At 71.9% G+C, this 16630-nt stretch carries 16 protein-coding genes and 1 pseudogene; 13 read left to right on the forward strand and 4 right to left on the reverse strand.

From position 1 onward, the window contains the following. Nucleotides 1-189 precede the first annotated feature (189 nt). The 5 genes and pseudogenes from ACRYCC_RS13435 to ACRYCC_RS13455 all read left to right on the forward strand — a co-directional run bounded on the left by ACRYCC_RS13435 (nucleotide 190) and on the right by ACRYCC_RS13455 (nucleotide 5511). Nucleotides 190-1358: pseudogene (locus ACRYCC_RS13435) on the forward strand (thiolase family protein). A 139-nt stretch (nucleotides 1359-1497) separates the two neighbouring features. Next, nucleotides 1498-2913, forward strand: coding sequence for a DHA2 family efflux MFS transporter permease subunit (locus ACRYCC_RS13440; RefSeq protein ID WP_433811784.1), 1416 nt, complete (start codon nucleotides 1498-1500; stop codon nucleotides 2911-2913). 30 nt (nucleotides 2914-2943) lie between these two features. After that, complete coding sequence (locus ACRYCC_RS13445; RefSeq protein ID WP_433811786.1) at nucleotides 2944-3390, forward strand: winged helix-turn-helix transcriptional regulator; 447 nt, start codon at nucleotides 2944-2946, stop codon at nucleotides 3388-3390. 27 nt (nucleotides 3391-3417) lie between these two features. Beyond that, nucleotides 3418-4263 carry a hypothetical protein gene (locus ACRYCC_RS13450; RefSeq protein ID WP_433811788.1) on the forward strand — a complete coding sequence of 282 codons (846 nt, stop codon included), beginning with the start codon at nucleotides 3418-3420 and terminating at the stop codon, nucleotides 4261-4263. A 192-nt stretch (nucleotides 4264-4455) separates the two neighbouring features. Further along, nucleotides 4456-5511 carry an SCO2583/SCO2584 N-terminal domain-containing protein gene (locus ACRYCC_RS13455; protein ID WP_433811789.1) on the forward strand — a complete coding sequence of 352 codons (1056 nt, stop codon included), beginning with the start codon at nucleotides 4456-4458 and terminating at the stop codon, nucleotides 5509-5511. On the opposite strand, the gene rsgA is transcribed toward ACRYCC_RS13455, so the two are convergent. Both rsgA and aroA read right to left on the reverse strand, forming a co-directional pair. Then, on the reverse strand, nucleotides 5512-6507 hold the full coding sequence (rsgA, locus tag ACRYCC_RS13460) for a ribosome small subunit-dependent GTPase A (protein WP_433811791.1): 996 nt from the start codon (nucleotides 6505-6507) through the stop codon (nucleotides 5512-5514). It lies immediately after the preceding gene. Between the two features lie 12 nt (nucleotides 6508-6519). After that, nucleotides 6520-7794, reverse strand: coding sequence for a 3-phosphoshikimate 1-carboxyvinyltransferase (gene aroA, locus ACRYCC_RS13465; RefSeq protein WP_433811793.1), 1275 nt, complete (start codon nucleotides 7792-7794; stop codon nucleotides 6520-6522). A gap of 237 nt (nucleotides 7795-8031) precedes the next feature. Here aroA and ACRYCC_RS13470 point away from each other — a divergent pair, with 237 nt between their 5' ends. Then, a complete protein-coding gene (locus ACRYCC_RS13470; RefSeq protein ID WP_433811795.1) occupies nucleotides 8032-8664 on the forward strand; it encodes a hypothetical protein in 633 nt (210 codons plus the stop codon). Here the strand turns inward: ACRYCC_RS13470 and ACRYCC_RS13475 are convergent. Next, nucleotides 8661-9245, reverse strand: a complete 585-nt coding sequence (locus tag ACRYCC_RS13475; protein WP_433811797.1) for a DoxX family protein — start codon at nucleotides 9243-9245, stop codon at nucleotides 8661-8663. The genes ACRYCC_RS13470 and ACRYCC_RS13475 overlap by 4 nt on opposite strands. Before the next feature lie 101 nt (nucleotides 9246-9346). Between ACRYCC_RS13475 and ACRYCC_RS13480 the strand changes: the two genes are divergently transcribed. After that, complete coding sequence (locus ACRYCC_RS13480; protein WP_433811799.1) at nucleotides 9347-10096, forward strand: SOS response-associated peptidase; 750 nt, start codon at nucleotides 9347-9349, stop codon at nucleotides 10094-10096. Nucleotides 10097-10162: 66 nt separating this feature from the next. Further along, the gene (locus ACRYCC_RS13485; RefSeq protein ID WP_433811800.1) at nucleotides 10163-10510 is read left to right on the forward strand and encodes a TraR/DksA family transcriptional regulator; all 348 of its coding nucleotides are present in this window, start codon (nucleotides 10163-10165) and stop codon (nucleotides 10508-10510) included. A 49-nt stretch (nucleotides 10511-10559) separates the two neighbouring features. Here ACRYCC_RS13485 and ACRYCC_RS13490 read toward each other — a convergent pair whose 3' ends face one another. Continuing rightward, a complete protein-coding gene (locus ACRYCC_RS13490; RefSeq protein ID WP_433812170.1) occupies nucleotides 10560-11318 on the reverse strand; it encodes a class I SAM-dependent methyltransferase in 759 nt (252 codons plus the stop codon). A gap of 350 nt (nucleotides 11319-11668) precedes the next feature. Between ACRYCC_RS13490 and ACRYCC_RS13495 the strand changes: the two genes are divergently transcribed. From ACRYCC_RS13495 to ACRYCC_RS13515, 5 genes are all read left to right on the forward strand, one after another. Further along, a complete protein-coding gene (locus ACRYCC_RS13495; protein ID WP_433811802.1) occupies nucleotides 11669-12286 on the forward strand; it encodes a sigma-70 family RNA polymerase sigma factor in 618 nt (205 codons plus the stop codon). Further along, nucleotides 12283-12570 carry a mycothiol system anti-sigma-R factor gene (gene rsrA, locus ACRYCC_RS13500; protein WP_433811804.1) on the forward strand — a complete coding sequence of 96 codons (288 nt, stop codon included), beginning with the start codon at nucleotides 12283-12285 and terminating at the stop codon, nucleotides 12568-12570. The genes ACRYCC_RS13495 and rsrA overlap by 4 nt, the downstream gene beginning before the upstream one ends. A 55-nt stretch (nucleotides 12571-12625) precedes the next feature. Next, entirely contained in the window at nucleotides 12626-13537 is a 912-nt protein-coding gene (locus ACRYCC_RS13505) for an NAD-dependent epimerase/dehydratase family protein (RefSeq protein WP_433811806.1), read from the forward strand. 325 nt (nucleotides 13538-13862) lie between these two features. Beyond that, nucleotides 13863-15212 (forward strand): HD-GYP domain-containing protein, encoded by a 1350-nt coding sequence (locus ACRYCC_RS13510; protein ID WP_433811808.1) that lies wholly within the window; start codon nucleotides 13863-13865, stop codon nucleotides 15210-15212. Then, the gene (locus ACRYCC_RS13515) at nucleotides 15212-16540 is read left to right on the forward strand and encodes an HD-GYP domain-containing protein (RefSeq protein ID WP_433811810.1); all 1329 of its coding nucleotides are present in this window, start codon (nucleotides 15212-15214) and stop codon (nucleotides 16538-16540) included. The genes ACRYCC_RS13510 and ACRYCC_RS13515 overlap by 1 nt, the downstream gene beginning before the upstream one ends. Nucleotides 16541-16630: the final 90 nt, after the last annotated feature.

The raw sequence follows: 16630 nt of genomic DNA on the forward strand, positions 1-16630 counted from the left end.
CACTGCTCCTCGCCTCACCGCTCCTCGCCCCGGCGTGCCATGGACGCAGGCCGACCTCCGGGGTGTGCCCCGCGGTCAAGGGCGCCGCCGGTGCGACGTACGTCACCGTGGACGGCCGACCGGTGGGTTGTGAATTCCAACCTTGTACTGGGATAGTGAGTTGGAGAATCCAATTCGCTAGGAGGCGTGATGCGGGACGCGGTGATCGTCGAGGCGGTGCGCACACCGGTCGGCAAGGGCAAGGCGAACGGTGCCCTGGCGGGAGAGCACCCGGTGGACCTGCTCGCCCGTACGCTCCGGGAGCTCATCGAGCGCACCGGTCTGGACCCGGCGCTGGTGGACGACGTCGTCGGCGGATGTGTCACGCAGGTGGGCGACCAGGCGATCAACCTCACCCGGACGGCGGTCCTCGCGGCGGGCTTCCCCGAGAGCGTGCCCGCCATGACCGTGGACCGGCAGTGCGGCTCCTCCCAGCAGGCCGCCCACATCGCCGCCCAGGGGATTCTCAGCGGGGCCTACGACATCGCGATCGCCTGCGGCGTGGAGTCCATGTCCCGGGTGCCGATGGGCTCGTCCGTGCTGCCCGGTTCGAACCCGCTGGCCCCGCTGGCCACACGCTACCCGGAGGGACTGGTCGGGCAGGGCATCGGCGCCGAGCTCATCGCCGCCCGCTGGAAGATTAGCCGGGAGGAGCAGGACGCCTTCGCGCTGGAATCCCACCTGCGCGCCGCCGGCGCCTGGGACCGCGGCGAGTTCACCCGTGAGCTGGCGTGGTCCGCGCGCGACGAGACCGTACGGCCCGGCACGTCCATGGCGGCGCTCGCCGGGCTGAAGCCGGCCTTCTACGATCCGGTGCTCGAGGAGCGGTTCCCGGAGATCGGCTGGCAGGTGACCGCCGGCAACAGTTCACCGATCAACGACGGCGCCGCGGCGGTGCTGATCATGGACGCCGCGGTGGCGCCGCGGTGGCGGCGCGGCTCGGCCTGCGGCCCCGGGCCCGGTTCCACTCCTTCGCGGTGGTCGGTGACGATCCGCTGCTCATGCTCACCGCGATCGTGCCCGCCACCGCCAAGGTGCTGGCGCGTTCCGGGCTGCGGCTGGAGGACATCGACCTGTTCGAGGTCAACGAGGCGTTCGCCTCGGTCGTCCTCGCCTGGCAGCGCGAGACCGGCGCCTCCCTGGACAAGGTCAACGTACGCGGCGGAGCGATCGCCATCGGCCATCCCCTCGGCGGCAGCGGCACCCGCATCATGACCACCCTGCTGCACGCCATGGAGGACCGCGGCGCCCGGCTCGGCCTGCAGACCATGTGCGAGGCCGGCGGGCTCGCCAACGCCACCGTCCTCGAACTGCTCTAGCCCCCACGACCTCCCTGCCCCCCGGCGGCTCCCTCCCGAGGGAGCCGCGGGATCCCCGACCCCGGAAGGCGTACCGCTTCATGCTCGCTCCGCCCGTGTTCCCGCTCCGCCCGGCCGCATCCGGCGGGGGGAACTAGCGATGGCACGCCGCTGGCAGATCCTCGCCGTGGTCTCGGTCGCCGTCTTCATGGCGAGCCTCGACCTCTTCATCGTCAACATCGCCTTCCCCGACATCCAGCGGGACTTCGACGGCGCCGGCGCCGCGACGGTGTCCTGGGTGCTCAACGGCTACGCGATCGTCTTCGCGGCGCTCCTGGTGCCGGGCGGCCGGCTGGCCGACCGGCTCGGGCGGCGGCGCGTCTTCCTGGCCGGACTCGCCCTGTTCGTCATCGGCTCGGTGCTGTGCGGGGTGGCCCCCTCCATCGAGACGCTCATCGCCGCGCGGGTGGCGCAGGCGATCGGGGCGGCCCTGCTGATGCCCACCTCGCTCGCCCTGCTGCTGCCCGAGTTCCCGGCCCGGGAACGCGCCGCGGCGATCGGTGTCTGGGCCGCGGTGGGCGGTGTCGCGGCGGCCTTCGGCCCGCCCGTCGGGGGGCTGCTGGTCGAGGCGTCCTGGCGGTGGGTGTTCTGGGTCAACGTGCCCGTGGGGATCGTGGCCCTGGTGTTCGCCGTGCGGCTGCTGAACGAGAGCCGGGAGGAGGCGCGGACCCGCTGGCCCGACCTGCTCGGCACCCTGGTCCTCACCGCCGCCATCGGGCTGCTCGCGCTCGGGCTGGTACAGGCCCCCGACTGGCACTGGGGCGACCCGCGTACGCTCGGCTGCCTGGCCGGAGCCGTCGTCCTCCTGGCGGCGTTCTGGTTCCGCTGCGCCCGGCACCCCTCGCCGGTGATCGACCCGTCCATGCTGCGGGTACGGTCCTTCGCCCTGGCCAACACCGCCGGGCTGCTGTTCACGGTGAGCTTCTCGGTGATGCTGCTGAGCAACGTGCTGTTCATGACCGGCGTCTGGCACGACTCGGTGCTGCGGGCGGGCCTGCAACTGGCACCGGGTCCGCTGATGGCCGCGTTGCTGGCCGTGCCCAGCGGCCGGCTGGCCGGGCGCTTCGGTCAGCACCTGCTGGCCGGGGCCGGTTGCCTGCTGTTCGTCCTCGGCGCGTGCTGGTGGCTGTGGCGGGTGGACGCCTCCGCGAACTGGGCCGGTGCCATGCTGCCCGGACTCCTGATCGGGGGCGCCGGAGTCGGCATGGTGCTGCCGTCGCTCGCGAGCGCGGCCGCGGCGTCCCTGCCGCCCGGGCGCTTCGCCACCGGGTCCGCGGTGCTCACCATGTCGCGTCAGATCGGCTCGGTGCTCGGGGTCGCGATCCTGGTGGCGATCCTCGGCGACGGCGGTGCGGCGGATCCGGTCGGGCCCTTCCAGGACGGCTGGCTGTTCCTCGTGGCCTCGGGCACCCTGGCCGCCGTGGCCGGGTTCGCCATCGGCCCGGTCCACCACCACCACCACCAGCCGTCCGTGGCGCCCGGTCTCGTCCCCGCACCGGCCGAGCAATCAGTTTGAAAACACAACCCAGTGTCCTAATCTGGAGTCATGCCCAGGGACGCGAGACCGCGAGAGTGCTCGATCGCCATGACGCTCGAAGTGATCGGGGAGCGCTGGTCACTGCTGGCGATCCGCGAGCTGTTCCATGGGGTGCGCCGGTTCGATCAGATCGCCTCCAACACCGGGGCCTCCCGCGACATCCTGACCACCCGGCTGCGCAAGCTGGAGGACCACGGCATCATCGAGCGCCGTCCGTACAGCGACCGGCCGGTCCGCTACGAGTACCACCTCACGCCGGCCGGCAAGGATCTCTCGGACGTGATGACCGCGCTGGTGGCGTGGGGGGACCGCCACCTCGCGAACGGCGACCCGCCGGTGCGGTGGCGGCACTCCTGCGGGGAGTTCCTGGACCCGGTGATGGTCTGCCGGGCCTGCGGGGAGCCCGCGCGGCATGGCACGCACTCCCCGTCCGGTCGTGGTGTTACGGGCTTCTAGACGATCGCATGGTGGGAACATGGCCCCATGTCACAAGACCTGCCTGCCTGGGTTGCGGAGCTGACCGACCCCTGCCGGGCGACCACGCTCGATGAGCTCGCGGACCGCCTCGTACCTCTCGCCGAGCACTCCATCGACGTGTCGCGGCGGTTGCAGGCCCTGCTCAACGAGCTGAACGAGCCGTTCAAGCGCGAGGCGGTCTACGACCGCGTCGAGCGGCTGAAGAACCGCGCGGACGAGGCGTTCGGCGAGGTCACCAGGGAGATCGTGGCCTCCGGGCAGCAGCGGCTGGACCGGGTCTGGGCCGCGTGGCAGGACCGGGCCCCGGGGGAGCGGGAGAGCGCCCTGCGGGGGCGGCTGGAGGCCGACGTGATCCCCGCCCTGCGCAAGCAGGAGCGCAGCATCGCCGAGGAGGTCGGCGAGCGGACTGCAGTGGCTCTGGAGGTCGCGACGCAGACCCTGCTGTCCCGGGTCGAGGAGCTGGCCGTTGCGGTGACGAACCTGATCCACGACGTGCTGCCGCTCGCACACGAGGGGCTGGGCCTGGCCGGCCGGATCTCCGGGCTGGCGGCGAAGATACGCGAGCTGCGCGACGGACGTCAGGAGGTGCCCGGGCCGCTGCGCGAGGCGGCCTCTGGGACCGCGGACTCCTACCACAAGACCGTCGCCCGGCTGGAGATGGAGTGGGCGATGCTCGGCTCCCGGGCAGCGATCGTCCGGGCCGCGCTGCGGGCCGCGGAGGAGACCGCGTTCAGCCAGGTCACCGCCGAGATGACCGAGTGCGTCGAGACGCTGGCACCCTCCCACATCAAGGTCCTCAACGAGGCCGAGTCGCGGGCGATGACCCTCCTGGACGAGGTCATCGCGGGATAGCCGACCCGCGCGCCCGGATCTGACCGCCGCCCCGCCGGGGCCGTCAGCCGCTGTGCCACGCGTCCGGGATGGTGACCGGCCTGAACCGGCCCGCGCCGCCCCGCGCCGGCCCCGCTTCGGCCATCCGGAAGATCCGTCGTTCACGGACATGGTCTATGTTGTCCCGATTCGATCAAGCATGGGCGGGATGGCATGGGCACGTCGTCGGAGGACCCGGAGGGGCGCTTTGTCTTCGACGAGGCCTTCGTGGCCTCGGCCGGCATCAAGGAGCCGTCCGCGCGGGAACGCCGGGGGAATCCGCTCACCCGCCGGCTCGCCGAGCGACGGCGGCGCAAGGAGATGATCAGGCAATGGCGGGTCCCGCGGTCCGCCAGAGGCAGGCCCGGCGCACGAGCCCTCACGGTCGCCCTGGTCGTGGGGGTGGTGGCGGCCGGCGCGGTGTTGGCGGAGGCCGATCCCCTCGGCATGCGGCCGCCCCGCCCGGCCGGCACGGCGCCGCTGACCCTCGTACCGGCCCCGGTCCTGTCCCCGGCGCCCGGTGACGCGGGCACCGGCCCGGGGGAGGCGTTCGCGGGTTCACCCGCGCAGTCGTACGCCGACGGAGCGGCGGGCTTCACCTTCCCCGCGGCCCGGGCGACGGCGGGCTTCTCCGCGGCGGAGATCCGGCTCCTGCTGGCCAGGACCCGGGCGCTGCTGACGGCCTCGCACCTGGATCCCGGCACCCTGTTCGGCGGCCGCACCGACACGTTCACCCGCCGGCTCGATCCGGAGCAGCGCTCGGCCTTCACCCGCAGTCTCCGCAGCCGGGACCCGACGAGGAACCTCCGGTCCTGGCTGATGAACTTCGCGCCCGGGACCGCCGAGCCCACCGGATCGGTCGTCAAGGTGCACGGCGCCACCACGCTGGCCCAGGCGACTCGCCAGGGACATCGCGGCGCCCTGGTGAAGGTGAACTACGTCTTCGTCTACCCGGTGCACCGGCCGGGCCTTCCCGCCACCACCATCCCGGTCATCGCCCACCTCAGGGGCGAGGTGTTCCACTCCCGGGACGCACGGGGGGAGTGGACCTGGATCTACCGCTGGGAGTCCTCCACCGCCAATGCCCGGTGCGATGTGGAGGACGGCTACGTCCACCCGTTCTTCGCCGGCTCGCCGCCGGACCTGACCGATCGCACCGGTGCGCCCGTCGACCCGTATGACCTGAACGAGGACCCCGGCCCCGGCTGCCAGACCGTGAGCCACACCTGATCAGGTGTCGTCGGCCTCCTCCCGGGCGGTGAGCAGGCGGCGCAGCGAGTCCAGCCGGGCCTCGTCGGCGTGGCCGGCCGCGACCCAGGCGTCCAGCGCGCAGTCGGCCTGCAGGTGGGTGCAGCCGCGCGGGCATTCGGCGGCGCCCTCGGCCAGGTCGGGGAAGTAACCGACCAGATCGGCGGGGTCGACGTGCGCCAGGCCGAAGCTGCGCACCCCCGGGGTGTCGATGATCCAGCCACCGTCCGGCAGCGCCAGGGCGATCGCGGACGAGGAGGTGTGCCGTCCCCGCCCGGTGACCGCGTTCACATGGCTGACCGCCCGGCGCGCGTCCGGGACCAGGGCGTTCACCAGCGTCGACTTTCCGACCCCCGAGTGGCCGACGAGCACGCTCATCGTGCCGGTGAGCCGCTCCCGCACCTCGTCCAGCGGGCCGCCGCGCTCGGTGACCACATACGGCACCCCCATGGGGGCGTACGCGCCCAGCAGGTCGTCCGGGGCGGCGAGATCGGCCTTGGTCAGGCAGAGCAGCGGTTCCAGCCCGGCGTCGTACGCGGCGACCAGGCAGCGGTCGATCATCCTGGGCCGGGGCTCCGGGTCGGCCAGCGCGGTGACGATCACCAGCTGGTCCGCGTTGGAGACCAGGATCCGCTCGACGGGATCGGTGTCGTCGGCGGTACGGCGGAGCGTGGACGAGCGCGGTTCGACCCTTACCACCCGGGCGAGGGCGTCGGGCTCGCCGGAGACGTCGCCGACGAGGGCGACCCGGTCGCCCACCACCACGCCCTTGCGGCCCAGCTCACGGGCGCGCATCGCGGTGACCATCGTCTCGTCCACCAGGCAGCGGTAACGGCCGCGGTCCACGGCCGTCACGAAACCGGCGATGGCGCCCTCGTGCGCGGGGCGCTTGCGGGTCCGCGGCCGGGAGCCCCGGCGCCCGGGACGCACCCGGACGTCGTCCTCGTCCAGGCGTTTCCAATCACGAGCCTTCGGCACGACCCCGTCCCTTTACGCGCCGGCCAGCATGCCGGTCCACAGTTCGGTGAACTCTGGCATGGTTTTGCCCACCGTGGCCACGTTCTCCACGTCGATTCCCGGGACGGCGAGGCCCAGCACGGCCCCGGCCATCACCATCCGGTGGTCGTGGTAGGTGTGGAACACCCCGCCGTGCAGCGGGCGCGGGCGGATCTCCAGCCCGTCCGCCAGCTCACGGGCGTCCCCGCCGAGCGCGTTGATCTCGGCGACCAGGGCGGCCAGCCGGTCGGTCTCGTGCCCGCGCATGTGCGCGATCCCGGTCAGCCGCGACGGGCCGTCGGCGACGGCCGCCAGCGCGGCGATCACGCAGGTGAGCTCGTTGACGTCGCCCAGGTCGGCGTCGATGCCGTGGACGGCGCCGCCGCCCCGGAAGGTGACCCCGTGCTCGTCGCGGGAGACCGTACCGCCTAGGGCGGCCACCAGGTCGCGCAGCCCGTCACCCGGCTGGGTGGTCTCGGCCGGCCAGTCGCGGACGGTCACTCGGCCGCCCGTCACCAGGGCGGCCGCCACGAACGGCGCGGCGTTGGACAGGTCAGGCTCGATGGGGGAGGTCCCGCCGCTGATCGGCCCGGGCGCCACCCGCCAGGTGTTCTCACCGGTCTCGACCGTGGCGCCCGCCGCGCGCAGCATCTCGACCGTCATCGCCAGGTGCGGGGCCGAGGGCACCCTGGCGCCCTCGTGCCGGACCTCGATCCCCTTGTCGAAGCGCGGAGCGGACAGCAGCAGGCCGGAGAGCAGCTGGGAGGAGCCGGACGCGTCGATCACCACCGCCCCGCCCGGCACCGCGGAGCGGCCCCGGACCACGAAGGGCAGCCCGCCACGGCCCTCGTCGTCGATCTCCACCCCGAGGGTGCGCAGGGCCGTGAGCAACGGGCGCATCGGCCGTTCCCGGGCCCGCGGGTCCCCGTCGAACCGGATGTCGCCGCCGGCCAGCGCCGCCACCGGCGGGAGGAACCGCATGACCGTGCCCGCGAGGCCGACGTCGACCCGGGCCGGGCCGCCGAGGCCGCCGGGCACGACCTCCCAGTCCGGCCCGCGCTCGCCGACCCGCACGCCCAGCCCTCGCAGCGCCTCCGCCATGAGCAGGGTGTCGCGGCTGCGCAGCGGCCGCCGGATCACCGTGGGGCCGGTGGCCAGCGCGGCCAGGACCAGGGCCCGGTTGGTCATCGACTTGGAACCGGGCAGCGTGACCTCGGCGTCGACCGGGCCGTCCGCACGGGGAGCTGACCAGGAGGCGGCGTTTTCCATGTACCGCAGGTTACCGGCTCCCGGCACACTGTGATCTTCGTGATCTTCCCGCCCGGCGGCCTGTTGCATGATCGGGCGATCGATTGTCTGATCGACATGACACCCGGATCGACGGGACCCCGGATCTTCAGGACACCGGATCTCCAGGACGCCGGATCTTCAGGACGCCGGATCTTCAGGACACCGGGTCTCCAACACCGGGATCGACGTGGCACCGCGTTCGTAGGGAGAACGATCGTGTTCACTCCAGAGGATCTCCAGCGCATGGACGGGCGGGAGCGGGCAGCGCTGATGCGGGCCCTCACCGGCCTCGCCGGGGCGGATCCGTACGCCGATCCGCTCAACCGGCAGCGCAGGGCGGGGTTCCTCACCATCCTCACCGTCTGCTGCCTGGTCCTGGCCGGATGGATCGTCTTCCTCGCCGTGAACCTGCCCAGGCAGTACGCCGCGGAACAGTGGCAGCTGGCCTGGATCGGGTTCGACATCGGGCTGCTGGCCGCGCTCGGCGGCACGGCGTGGGCGGTCTGGCGCAGGCGCCAGCTCGCGGTCGTCGGCGTCGTCGTCTCCGGCACCCTGCTCAGCTGCGACGCGTGGTTCGACGTCAGCCTGTCCTGGGGCAGAGACGATCTGCCGGTCACCCTCGCCACGGCGCTGCTCGGCGAGCTGCCGCTGGCGGCGCTGATGTTCTTCACCGCCTGGCGGCTGCTGACGCTCACGATCCGCACCGTCTGGGTGCGCTCGGGACATGACGGCCCGGTCCCGCCGCTCCGCAAGGTCCGGATGTTCACCATCGCCGAACCCGGGGACGCGGCGGGCAGGCCGGACGGCCCCTTCGCACCCGGAGGAGGGAAGGAGCGGGACGCCGGTTAGCGGCGTACGGCCTTGCGGGCCTTCTGGGCGGCCTCCCTGCGGGCCTCCCGGACCTGGAGGGCGGCCTCCTTGCGGGTGTGCTTGATCTCCGAGGCCGCGTGCTTGCGCAGGTGCCGGGCCTCGGCGCCGGCCTTGACCCGGGTGTCGTGGGCCTGCCGGCGCAGGGCCTGCACCCGGGGGTGCTTGCGCGGCTCGGTGGCCACCAGCAGCAGGGCGCCGAACAGGCTGGCGCTCTTGAGCAGCTGGGAGCGCTGGTCGGCACGGCGCTCGGGGTCGTCCTCGGTCCAGTAGTGGTGCTCGGTGAGCAGCACCGGCACCATCTGGGCGGCGAGCAGCAGCGTGCTCAGCCGCTTGAACCTGCCGAGCGTCAGGAGCGCGCCGGCGCTGAGGCTGAGAGCGCCCTGCAACCGGACCAGGCTCTCCGGATCCTTGGTCGGCAGCCAGTCCAGCCGGTCGACGATCGGCTTCATGACCGGCCCGACCTGGTCGGCCCGCGGGCCGGGGTTGCGCAGGTTCTCGATGCCGGTGACCACGAACGGGGCCGCCACGAGGGAACGGGCAAGGGTACTGAAGGGTCGCATGCAGATCTACTTGCCCACGGATCGACGGGTCACGCACGCTCACGGCATTCGGCAGTATGTACCCGTGGGTCCGCCCTTCAGGGGCAGGGAGGAAGACGAGCATGTGCGGTCGCTATGCCACGGCGCGCCAGCGTCAGGAACTGCTGGACGAGTTCGAGATCGGCCTGGACGCCACCGAGGAGGCCCTCGAGCCCGACTACAACGTCGCCCCCACCAAGCCGGTGCCCGTCGTCCTGGAACGCGCCCCCCAGGAGGCCCCGAAGGAAGAGGTCGTGCGCCAGTTGCGCATGCTCCGCTGGGGGCTGGTCCCCTCCTGGGCCAAGGACCTGTCCATCGGCAACAGGATGATCAACGCCCGGGTGGAGACGGTGCACGAGAAGCCGGCGTTCCGCAGGGCGTTCGCCAAGCGCCGCTGCCTGCTGCCGGCCGACGGCTACTTCGAGTGGTACGCGCTCGAGGACGCCGACGGCAGGCCAGCCAAGCAGCCGTTCTTCATCCGCCCCCGCGACGGGCAGGTCATGGCGATGGCGGGGCTGTACGAGTTCTGGCGCTCGCCGGACGGCGAATGGGTCCCGACCTGCACCGTGATCACCACCGAGGCCACCGACGACCTCGGCCGGATCCATGACCGGATGCCGATGATCGTGGAACCGGAGCGCTGGGACGCCTGGCTGGATCCGGCCCGTACCGAGCCCGACGAGGTGCGAAAGCTCCTCGTACCGGCAATGGCGGGAACGATGGAGGCCTATCCGGTGTCCAAGTCCGTGGGGAATGTCAGAAACAACGGCCCAGAGCTCATACAACCGTTGCCGAATGGGGATATTTCAAAAGAATCAGAAACCTTGTTCTGACCCGCCGGTGCCCGCCGGGCGCGGCGGGACCGGGTCCGAGGGAGAAGAAGAGGAGCGCCGACCATCGTGGACACCGCCACCGCTCGCAAGCGCCTGGAGGGAATGCTCGCCGACCTGGATCGTTCCATCTCGATCCTGAAGGGCGAGTCTCCGGAGCCCGACGCCCCCGACTACGACCACCACCCGGCGGATGCGGGCACCAGCCTCTCGGACGCCGATCGCAGCGAGGCGGCGCAGCAGGCGATGGAGCGGCAGCGGTCGGCGGTGCTGGCGGCGCTGCGGCGGCTGGAGGGCGGCGAGTACGGGCGGTGCGTCGGCTGCGGCAAGCCCGTCCCGGAGGGCCGGCTGGAGGCGCGTCCCGACGCCGCCCGCTGCGTGGCCTGCCAGGCCCAGTACGACAAGTCCCTGCGCTGATCGAGCCCCCGCGCAGACCGCGGGTGCCCGGGGCCGCCGGGGCGAGAGATCACCGGGGGCGGCGGGCGCTGGCGATCAGGTGGATGCCGACGGACTCGTCGCCGACCGGGGCGGCCATCTCGGTGCGCACCAGGCGGGCCAGCCCGCCGGGGTCGTTGGCGAGGATGTGCTCGACCGTCGAGGGGGACAGGGTGGTGCGCGGCCGGATCCACTCGACCTCCAGGCCCGCCTCGGCCAGCAGTTCGCGGAGCTGCTCGGACCAGAAGCACCGGGTGATGGTGCCGTCCGGCCAGGGCACCAGGACCACCTCGGCGCTGGGCACGTCGGAAAGCTGGGCCCAGCAGTTCTGCTCGGCCAGGATCGCCATGCCGAGCATCAGCGAGTCCACGCAGAGCAGCACCCTGCCGCCGGGCCGCAGCACCCGGGCGATCTCGGCGACCGTCGCCTCGGTGACCAGGTGCCGCGAGAGCACCCGATCCTCCGCGATCACCCCGTCCAGGCAGCCGTCGGTGAGGAAGCCCAGTGACGCGGCGTCCCCCACCACGGGGTGGATGCCGGCCTGCGGCGGGTCCTCGGGCGGCCGGGCGAGCAGCTCGATGACGGTGTGACCGGCGGCCGCCGCCTGGGGGGCGCAGCGGGCCCGCAGGCCGGAGATGTCGAGGAGCCGGGCGGGCCGGCGGGGAAGCCAGCGGCTCAGCTGCGCCGCGGAGACGGCCCAGTAGAAGGTCCAGTAGCTCGCCAGGGAGTCAACGTCGCCTGAATCATGGCGCAGGCTGACCACGGAAGGGGTCGAGGGTCTCGCCGGCAGCAAGGGTCGTGGCTCCTGTTCTCGCCGTGTACGTGACATCTTTCCCCGTTGGCAACCCCGTATCACCGTCCGTACGGGACGGGTCGGGGTGGGTGCGGGCCCTGCCGGACATTTACCTGTCTTCGTCTTCCCGATCAGGGAATCCTACGGGCGGCCATGACGTTGCAGCGTCCTGTAACGCTCTGCGAAAGGACGAGGTGCAGTCGATGACCACTGTGCTCCACCCGCGCGGCTCCGCCCCGAGTCCACGGGTGGCCGCCGATGATATGAGGGGCACCGTCATGATCCGCGGGCGCGGCCCTATATCGTCGTTCGGGAGCGGTACCACGGGTACCGCCTTGATCGAGGGGGTGGGTTCGGTACCGGGCACCGTGGAGACGGCGGAGCAGCGTGGTGACAGGTTCCAGCGCGATGTGCTCCCCTTCCTGGACCAGCTGTACTCGGCCGCGCTGAGGATGACGCGCAATCCGGCCGACGCGGAGGATCTCGTTCAGGAGACGTTCGCCAAGGCGTTCGCGTCCTTCCACCAGTTCAAGGAAGGCACCAACCTCAAGGCCTGGCTGTACCGAATCCTGACCAACACCTTCATCAACTCGTACCGCAAGAAGCAGCGCGAGCCCAAGCAGTCCGCCTCCGAGGAGGTGGAGGACTGGCAGCTCGCCAGGGCGGAGTCGCACACCTCCAGCGGGCTCAAGTCCGCCGAGGCGGAGGCGCTGGAGCACCTGCCGGACTCCGACGTGAAGCGGGCCCTCCAGGAGCTCCCCGAGGAGTTCCGGATCGCGGTCTACCTGGCCGACGTGGAAGGCTTCGCGTACAAGGAGATCGCCGACATCATGGGCACGCCGATCGGCACGGTGATGTCCCGGCTGCATCGTGGCAGACGGCAGTTGCGGACCATGCTCGAGGACTACGCTCAGGACCGCGGCCTCTCGCGTACGGGGGCTCAGCCCAGGGAGGACTCGGCATGAGCTGCGGCAACCACCACGACACACCGTGCGTAGAGGTGCTCGACCGGATCTACACCTATCTCGACGGCGAGCTCGACCAGGGCGGCTGCGCCGAGGTCAGGCAGCACCTCGACGAGTGCGGCCCCTGCCTCCGGGAGTACGGCCTGGAAGAGGTCGTGAAGAAGCTCGTCGGCAAGTCCTGCGGCTGCGACCCGGTCCCCGGCGACCTGCGGTCGAAGGTGCTGGGCCGGATCCAGGCGCTGCGCGCCGAGATCGTCGAGACGGAGACCTCCGAGACCGCCTGAGCCGGCCCGTCCCGCGGATCGCGCACGGCCGGCATCGGGTCGGTATGGTTCGCTTGTGCTCGTATTGGTCACCGGCGCGGCCGGCTTCATCGGGTCCCATCTCGTCGACCGGCTGATCGCCGACGGCCATGAGGTCGTCGGGGTCGACGACCTGTCCTCCGGCGCCAACCTCAGGGAGGGCGCCGAGCTGGTCGAGATGGACGTGGCCGATCCCGCGCTGGGCGCCCTAGTCGCCGATCGCCGCCCCGAGGTGATCTGCCACCTGGCCGCCCAGGTGAGCGTGCGGGCCAGCGTGGCCGACCCCCTGCACGACGCCCGGGTCAACGTGCTCGGCACCGTCAACGTGCTGGAGGCGGCCCGGGCCGCCGGGGCCCGCAAGGTGGTCTTCACCTCCAGCTGCGCGGTCTACGGCGTGCCCGCGGGGCTTCCGGTGCCGGTGGACGCGTCCCTGGATCCCCGGTCGCCGTACGCGGCCTCCAAGGTGAGCGGCGAGGTCTACCTCGAGACGTACCGCGCCCTGCACGGCCTCGACTACACCACCCTCACCCTGGCCAACGTCTACGGCCCCCGGCAGACCCCGGAGGGCGAGGCCGGAGTCGTCTCGATCTTCTCGGCGGGGCTGCTCGCCGGCCGGCCGACCCAGGTGTACGGCGAGGGGAAGCAGACCCGGGACTACGTCTACGTCGGGGACGTCGTGGACGCCTTCGCCAGGGCGTGCGGGGAGCGGGGCGGCGGGCGGCGGTTCAACATCGGCACCGGGGTGCAGACCACCGACCGTGACCTGCACAGCCTGGTCGCGGAGGTCGTCGGCGTCGCCGACGATCCCGGTTTCGCGCCGCCCCGGCTCGGTGACCTGCCCGCGATGTCGATCGACCCCGGGCCCGCCCGCGACGGCCTCGGCTGGGAGCCCGTCACCGGCCTGCGCGAGGGTCTGGCCGCCACCGTGGCCTGGGCGCGCAGCCGCTGAGCGTCACCGCCGATCGCACGGTGATCGCACAAGGTGACGATTTGTTCACGCTTTGCTCACGATTCCTTTCTTTCCTGTGTGATCAGGGGCTCCCGCGTTAGTGTGGTGCCGTAATTCAGCGGCGGGGAGCATTGCTGACCCGAGTGATCGGGCACAGGGGGGAAAGGGAAATGCTCAATCGTGTAATGGTGGCGCTTTATCTGATCGCCATCGTCGTCATGGCGCTGCTACCACATCCCTCGGGCGTCTCCTGGGCTTGAGGCTGGTACGAGCCAGATCGAGCCGGGCAGTGGCCCGCTCATCGTCGACTCCCAAGGGGGCGGCAATGCGTGGACTTCCCCTCGCTGCCTGGGCGTACGTCGTAGGGGTGGTCGCCTTGGCGGCCGGCCTGGTCGCGACGGCGTCCTTCGCGGGGTTTCAAGGCAGCACCTTCGGGGTGCTCGCGGTGCTGTTCCTGGTGTGCGACTCCGCGCCGGCCCTGCTCAACAGCGAGCGGGTCAGGGTCTCGGTGAGCTTCTCGGCCACCCTGGCGTCGGTGGTGCTGCTCGGCCCGGCCGGTGCCGCGCTGGTCGGCGCCTGCGCGGTCGTCACCGGGCAGCGTCATCTGGGGCCGGAGAAGCGCCTGTTCAACGCGGCCCAGTTCGCCCTGTGCGGCTACGTCGCGGGCCAGGTCTTCGTGCACACCGGCGGGACCCCCTGGGCCTCCGGGGTGTCGCACAACTCCGTCTCGCGGACGCTGGGGCCCTTCATCGCGGCCGACATCACGTTCGTGGCGGTGAACCTGCTGCTGATCGGCGGCATCCTGGTGACCGCCAAGCAGGGCTCGGTGCAGGACCTGCGGTGGGGCCCGATCGCCACGCTGGCCTTCGGCTGCCTGGGTTACGGCATGTTCGGCCTGCTCATCGCGGCGCTGTGGTCCGAGGTGGGGGTGTCCTCCGCGCTGCTGGTCCTGCTGCCGTTGTTCATCGCCCGCTGGGCGTTCGCGCTGACCCGGGCCCAGCAGAAGGCCTACGACGCGACCATCGCGGCCCTGTGCCAGGCGGTCGAGACCAAGGACTACTACACCCGCGGGCACAGTGAGCGGGTCAGCCGGGGCTCGGTGATGATCGCGGAAGAGATCGGCATGCGGGCCGAGCGGATCACCGCCATCCGGTACGCGGGCATGCTGCACGACGTGGGCAAGCTCGGTGTCCCCACCAAGGTGCTGCAGAAGTCCGGCGGCCTCACCGAGGAGGAGTACGCCGCGATCCAGCTGCATCCGATGCGCGGGCTCGAGATCGTACGGGAGATCGGCTTTCTCGACGAGGCGCTCAACGGGATCATGCACCACCACGAGAAGATGAACGGCCGCGGCTACCCGATGGGCCTGGCCGGCGACGAGATCCCCGAGTTTGCCCGGGCCATCTCGGTGGCCGACGCCTTCGACTCCATGACCTCGGACCGCTCCTATCGCGGGGCGCGGTCGCGCGAGGAGGCGGTGGCCGAGCTGCGCAAGTGCGCCGGCAGCGACTTCGACCCCCAGATGGTCGACGCGTTCGTCAAAGCGCTGGAGACGGTGGGCTGGGAGCCGCCCGAGCCGGTGACGCTCCCCGACGACGACGTGGTCGAGACGACCCAGCAGGACCACGACGATCCGACCGTTCCGCTGCGGGTCTTCGGCGAGGGTGCCCGCTGATGGTGAGCACCGCGCAGCGCCCCGCCTGGCAGACCATCGACTCCGGTCAGCTGCTGCTGATCTCGATCGCCGGGCTGGTGGTGATCGGCGCCGTCACGCAGGTGGCGGCCGTCGGCGTGGTCCATCCGGACACCGCCGTCATCTTCGGTGTGCTCGTCGCCCTGGGGGAGCTCGCCCGCATGGTGATGCCGGGCGACCGTGAGGTGGCCCCGATCGGCACCGCCGGGGCACTCGGGTACGCCCTGCTGCTGAAGGTCGGGGACCAGACCGCCGGGCATTCGCCGTCGCAGGTGGTCGCCGTGACCGCGTCGGGAATGCTCATCGGCTCGCTGCCGCACATCGCCGTCGGCCGGTCCCCGCACGTGGAGGCGATGGCCCGGCGGCTGCTCACCGTGACCGTGGCCGCGTTCGTCTTCCGGCTGATCGACGACAACCTGCCGAAGTCGGCCGACTGGCCGATGGTGCTCTCCCTGATGGCCGTCGTGGTGGTCATCGCCTGCTCGGTCGACGTGGTGATCGCGGCGGTGATCCGGGCGGAGGCGGTCCGGGCGCGCTTCGGCATCGCGCTGGCCGACGAGATCCGGGTCAAGACGGCCCTGTGCGCGGCCACCGGCACCACCGGCATGCTCATCGCGGTCGCCACCTCGGTCATGGGGCTCACCGCGCTGCTGGTGTTCACCGCGCCGATCCTGGTGACCCAGTTCGCGTTCCGCCGGTACGCCGGCATCCTCGGCACGTACCTGCAGACGGTGCGGGCGCTGTCGCGGGTCACCGAGGTCGGCGGGTACGTCGAGGCCGGTCACTCCAGGCGGGTCTCCCAGCTGTCGGTGGCGATGGGCCGGGAGCTGGGCATGTCCGAGCCCGAGCTGCTGGACCTGGAGTACGCGGCGCTCATGCACGACATCGGCCAGCTCTCCCTCGGAGACCCCATCCCCGGCGGCGCGACCGTGCTGGCCTCGCCGAGCGAGCAGCGCCGTATCGCCGAGCTCGGCGCCAGCGTGATCGAGCAGACCGGGGTGCTGTCGCGGGTGGTCGAGCTGGTGCGCCGGCAGTCCGACTCCTACCGGGTCCCCAAGCCGAGCCGGGAGGCGGCGGAGCAGGAGACGCCGGACGGCAAGCCCCCCGCGGCCCCGACCGCGCCGCCGCTGGGCAGCAGGATCATCAAGGTCGCCAACGCCTACGACGACCTGGTCGGCGACTCCGCGGACCGGGACCGCTCCGCCGCCGTCCTGGAGCGGCTGCGGCTCGACTCGGCCTCGGAGTACGACCCCGCCGTGGTCGAGTCCCTCGCCCGCGTCATCGGCCGGGGTGCGCACCTGCGCCGTTGACCGGCGTCCGCGCCTGGCGGACAAAATTACGAGTGGGTATTTGTCGCCCACGCCATCAGTGGCCCGATGGTCCGCGCACTAGTGTCGGCG

This window comes from Actinomadura scrupuli (assembly GCF_050971785.1).
GTDB lineage: Bacteria > Actinomycetota > Actinomycetes > Streptosporangiales > Streptosporangiaceae > Actinomadura_E > Actinomadura_E scrupuli.